Origin of the sequence: Achromobacter xylosoxidans, assembly GCF_002192695.1 — a bacterium.
Classification (GTDB): domain Bacteria; phylum Pseudomonadota; class Gammaproteobacteria; order Burkholderiales; family Burkholderiaceae_B; genus Achromobacter; species Achromobacter xylosoxidans_C.
Map to the genome: position 1 here is coordinate 1 of NZ_MTLG01000059.1, position 5,720 is coordinate 5,720.

The following is a 5,720-nucleotide window of genomic DNA, read 5'->3' on the forward strand; positions in this document are numbered from 1 at the left end:
GGCCGACTGCCTACTGAAGCTATCGTCAGGGGATCGCCGTCCGGGTCTGAGTCGTTCGCGAGCAGGTTGCCGCGCACGTGGCTATTTTGATCGCCTTGTCCAGCATCGTCCCGCGCGGCGGGCGCGCGGTTGACGTCGACGGGCGTGGGCGGTTCCTCGTCGCCGGGGACGGGACGAATGCCGGACATGCGTGGCAAGACTGCATCATCGCGAGCGGGATTCGAGTAGGCCAGGTCTAGCGGGCTGGTGGATTCGAGAAGGCGAGCCAAGCGCACAAAGCTGCTGCCGCCACCACCGCCACCGCCAGCCACGGCGGCGGTGGGATCGAGTTCGTCGAACAGGTCGCGGCCGTCGCGCAGGGCGGCCAACAATCGGTCGGAGTCGGTGCCTTTGGGCGGCGTGACGGCCGCTGCGGGCGCATCATCCGGCATGCTGGTAATTTCGTTGGTCAGCGCGACCTCGCGGCCCTCGCCGATGATGATCGGCATGCCGTTTTCAACCTGAAGGGAAACCGTAGCGCCCGACGCCGTGACCACGTCGCTGCCCGCAGGGACCTTGCTGCCCAGGCGTAGTTCGGTCAGGGATCCGTCGCTATGACGCAGCCACGCGCTACCGGAGATTTCGTTGACGATTGCGGGAGACGTATTGGCCATGTTGGTTCCCTTTTCAGGGCGTTATCCAAGATGGCCAGATACTAGATGGCGTTGCCGGGGCTCGATACTGGCAACACTGATAGCGTCAAGCAGCAATGCAGATGCTTGATGGAGAGTGCACCGCCGGGAAGGCCGTTGCCGGCCTTCCCGGGGCTTGTTGCTTAGCTGTGGTCGACGTTCAGCTTACCCTTCTGCAGCAGGTCGTTGATGATGGCCTGATTGCTCATGGCCTGACCGTTCGCGTCATGGGTGAGATCGACGTTCTCCAGCACGATCTTCTGATCCGCGCCCTGGGAGCCAAGCTTGCCCTGGGTGTTGATCTCGACGAGCGTATTGTTGGAGTTGGCCGGATCCTGCTTGAAGTTCAGGTACTGCGACAGATTGCCGTCCTTCTCGCCCACAAGCAGGTCCTTCAGGTCAAGCACATCCCCGCCGTCGGCGACCGATGCCTTCGAGAAGTCCTTGATCGTGTCGATCGCGGGCTGCGCCGTGGTGCCCTGGTCGCCGAGCTGCCACTTGAACGTGTCGCTGCCGCCATCACCCCACATGGTGTCGTTGCCCTTGCCGCCGACCAGGATGTCGTTGCCGGCGCCGCCGTGGAGCTCGTCGTTGCCGGTTCCGCCATAGAGCTTGTCGTTGCCGTCATCGCCCCACAAGACATCATTGCCGCCCTGGCCATAGATGATGTCGTCGCCCTTGCCGCCGTGCAATTCGTCATTGCCGCCACGCGTGTCGCCAGCCGCATCGAACTGTCCCGGATTCTGCTTGATGAACTCGTATATCCGTTCGTTGGTCGGCGCGACGCCGTCCACGGCCGTGAGGTAGTCCTTCAGCGAGTCGAGACCGCCACCATTGTGGGATCCCGCGGGATTGCCGGTCCACGCCAGGTGGTCGGTGTTGATCGCGTCACCGAAGATGATGTCGTTGCCGTCGCCACCGTAGACGGTGTCGTGGCCGACTTCAGCCGGATTGCTCGTGCTGCTGCCTCCCTTGAGCGCGGCCGCCAGGTCGTTTGCGGTGTTGACGATGTCAATGGAGCCAGTTTTGCCAGAGACGGCTGTCCATTCAATAGGGGTTCCCCAGATGTTCCACCTCGTCGGAAAACTGATCTGGCCGTCGCCGGCGCTGTCTGTATTGTCGAAGAAGCGCAGGATGTTGCTGTCGATGCCAGTCCCGATGCCGATGCCGTGGACCTTGCTGGCGCCACTGAGGGCCTTGAAGGCGTCGACGGATTCCTTCATGGTGTTGTAGTCGGTATCGTTACCCGGTCCGTCCACCCCCTTCTTGTCGTTGTAGTAGTACTGCGTCGGGTTTCCGTCGGTCAGGAAGAACGTCAGATTCTCGAACTTCGTACCGCTGGGATTCGCTTTGCCCTGATCGGCGAACCACTTCACGGTCGCGTTGAAGGCGGCTTCGTAGTTGGTCCCCGCAGTGTTACCCGTCGCGATAGTCAGATCGTTGATCGCCTTGATCAACTGGCTCAGATTGTCCTTCGTGAGGTTGTTGATCGTGATCGGATCTTGAGCATGGGTTGCGAAGCCGATCAGCGATACATTGACGACGCCGTCGTGGTGCTCGAGATCGTTGGCGAGCTTGACCAGCGCGTCCTTGACCAGCTGCATGCGGTTGACACCGGAACCGGATTGCGCGGACATGCTGCCCGAACGGTCCACCACCAGCGCAATGTTGTAGTTCGTGCCGGGGTTGACGTGCGTGACGTAGCCGCCCTGGTCCGCCAGGATGATGTCATCGCCCGACCCGCCGTTCAGCGGCGGCTTGCCGCCGCTGCCGCTGTTGTCATTGCCGTTGGTCACCAGGTGATCGGCGGAGATGACGAACTTGTGCTCGGTCGAGGTGTCGCTGCCACCATTCGCCGTGCCGCCATTGTCCTTCACTTGGAAATTGAAGGAGCTGTCCTGCTTGTCGGCGCCCGGAGTGAACTTCAGCAGGCCTTGTTCGATGGCCGACTTCGGAATCTCCATGCCGGCCGTGACCGGCTTGCCGTTATAGGTCATCGTGCCGCTGGTGGGCGGTTGGGTGATGATGACGCTTTGCAGGCTGTTGCCTTCCGCTCCATCGTCGAAGCGGAAATCGTTCAGCGAGAAGACGTACTGCTTATCGCCAGCTTCCAGGTTCGCGGAACCATCCTCGGTCGTGGGCGCGTCGTTGACACCATTGATGGTGATGGTGATGGTGCTGGTGGCCGAACCGTCGGCGGACGCGACCGTGTAGGTCTCGACGATGCTTTCGCCCGCCTTGAGGAACTGGATCGCGGCGTTGTTGACGTTGTAGGTGTAGGTGCCATCGGCTTTCATTACGATGACGCCCAGCGCTCCGCCGGCATGCGTGCTGTTGGTGAGCTTGAGGGTGGCGGTGTCGAAGGTCGACTGGCCGGCATCGGGATCCGTGATCGTGACCGCGCCCTTGACGGTGAGATTTCCGCCCGTGACGTTCACATCTTCCGTGACCGACCGGAAGTCGTTGGTCATCACCGGCACGTCATTGGTGCCATTGATCGTGATGGTGATGGTCGTGGTGCTGAAGTCGCCGTCGGAATCGCGGATGGTGTACGAGAACACGTCCGAGAGCTTGTCACCTTGCCCCAGTGCATTGACGCGCGGATCGGTGTTGTTCAGGGTATAGGTATAGGAGCCATCGGCGTGGATGGTGATCTTGCCGTACACGCCATTGACCTCGGCGTTGACGTTGCCTTCGATCGCCTTGTTCTGGTTGGCCGAACCCTTGGCCACGCCGACCACGGTGGTCACGTCGGCGCCCACGGCGTCCGCACCGGTGCCGGTGATGACGTTGCCCGTGGCTTCCAAGACCTTGTCTTCCGTCACGCTGGCCGTGTCCGGCTTCGCCTCGGGCGCGCTGTCGGTGATCTGGATGGTCAGCTTGCCGCTGCTGCCGTGGCCGCCAGCATTCTTGGCGGTCACGGTGAAGTCGTCATGCACACTGTCCTTGCCGTTAGAGTGATCCTGGGATTTCCCCTTCTCGGTATAGGTGTAAGTGAGCTTGCCGGTAGCCGGATCGTAGCCGGTGATCTTCAGCGTGCCCTTGCCCGTGGTCAGGCTGACCGGGTTGGCATTCGTCGCCTTGGTGACGTCCACGCCGTTTACGTCGACGCTCACGATGCCCAACGCTGCGGAGATCTGCATCGTTCCCGTAACGGTGTCGCCAGTGGCTTCCGCGACCTTGTTCGTCGCGTTCGTAACGGCGGACTCCGCGGTGGAGGTCACGTTGAAATGCGTGTTCACCTTGTCGCCGTCGCCATCCGTTCCGGTAACGCCAACCGTGAAGTCCATCGGGCCGGCGGGAACGCTTTCCGTATAGGAGCCGGTCGTGAGGAAGGACATCTTGACGTTGCCGCCCGCAGCGATCTCGATGCTATCGAATTGAGAGAACGAGGGGGTGCCCTGGCTCAACATCTCCTTCGTGATGTGGATGGCGCCAGTCGTGTTGTTCACGGGTATGGCGATGACCTTGGAAACGCCATCGCTCCATATCGTGACATTGAGCGTGCCGCTTCCCTTGACTTCCGCGACATTCAGCGTGAAGTCCGAAAGGGCTTTCTTGAAGTCCATGCGGAAGCTTTCGCCCGAGTCGAAGGAGGTGTTGCCGATCCCGAAAGAATTCCCGTTGCCGAACGTGTTGGCGTTGAACGTCTTCCCGCCGCCGGCGCTCAGCGTCGCATAGCCGAGATCATAGGTGGTTTGGGGGTTGTTGCGGATCGAGGAGGCCAGGTCGATCGACTCGGTCGTTCCGGGCCGGGCTTCGTGCTGGGTGACGGTATAGCCGCCCTCCGGATTCAGGGTCACCGTGAAGATCTTGGTCCCGTTGGGCGAGAAGATGTCGACCGAAGACTTGTTGAGCGCGCTGGTCGTCCAGTTCTGCGGCAGCTGACCGACAGACGACACGACCAGCGTGGCGCCCACGGCGTCGGCGCCCGTATGGAATTCCAGGGTGCCGGTGGCGCTGGTGGCGGCATTCTCCATCACAGTATTGGAGACGGCGCCGAATTCCGGACTGTCATCCTCGATATTGATCGTGATGGTGCCGTTGCTGGTGGCGTGACCATCGCTGACCTGCACGCCGATACCCAGCTGGAGCACGTCCTCGACCGAGTTCGTCGGGTGATCCACTTGGCCCGACAGGGTTACGGTGTAGCCGCCCGCGTCGGTCATCGTGACAGTGATGACGGAGTTTCCGTGGAAGTCCTTGCCGACCAGGGTGTGGCCATTGTCCGACAGGGTCCAGACGACAGGTTTTCCTTGTGAGGTCAGGGCGTTGTCCGCCGGCTTGACCAAGGTGACGGTATGGGTGTCCTTCACATCCAAATCGGAGATGGTCAGGTTGCCGGAGTAGGTGACAGCGTTCGTCGTATCCGTGGTGCCATTGCTGTCAGGTATGCCGTGCGGCAGGCCTTCTTCGGACAGGTTGATGCTGGCGTTGCTGATCGAGGGCAGATCGTTCGTGCCGGTGATCGTAATCGTCAGCACGGCCTCGCTCTTGTCGCCGTCGGCATCGGTGATGGTGTAGCGGATGGTCTCGGTCAGCAATTCGCCCGCCTGCAGCCCCTGGACAGCTTGCAGGCTGTTGTTGAGCTGATAGGACCAGGTGCCGTCGCCATTGTCTACCAGCGTGCCGTACTTGGCGTCGCCGGTAGTGATGACCGTCGTGACTGCATCGGCGCCGAGCGTGTCGTTGCCCAACAAGTTGCCGGAGATGGGGGCGGTCGTGCCTTCCGTGATGCCCGCCGTGTCGTTCTTGGCCTCAGGAGCGGTGTCGGTGATGAGCACGACCAGGTCGTCGGACTTGACCTGGTTGGCTGCGTCGGTGACGGTAATAGTGAACTTGTCGGTGACGGAGTCGTCGCCGGCAGTGTGGTTCTTCGAGGTACCGTCCTGCTGGTAGCTGTAGGTGATCTTGCCGGTGGCCGGGTCGTAGCCAGTCAGCGTGAGCTTGCCCTCGGCGCCGTCGATGACGCGCGGGGTGGTCGGGCTCAGCGCCTGCAGTTCGGCGACGGTGAGGGTGGTGTCGCCGATCTTGACGGTGGCCAGGCCT

2 protein-coding genes are annotated in these 5,720 nt (G+C 61.7%); both read right to left on the bottom strand.

Going from position 1 to position 5,720, the window contains the following annotated elements; all coding sequences use genetic code 11:
- Positions 1-653, bottom strand: a 653-nt coding sequence (locus tag BRO63_RS10095) for a retention module-containing protein (protein ID WP_143219457.1), incomplete at its 3' end; no start/stop codon positions are given.
- Between the two features lie 161 nt (positions 654-814).
- A partial coding sequence (locus tag BRO63_RS10100; RefSeq protein WP_143219458.1) for a VCBS domain-containing protein occupies positions 815-5,720 on the bottom strand: 4,906 nt, incomplete at its 5' end.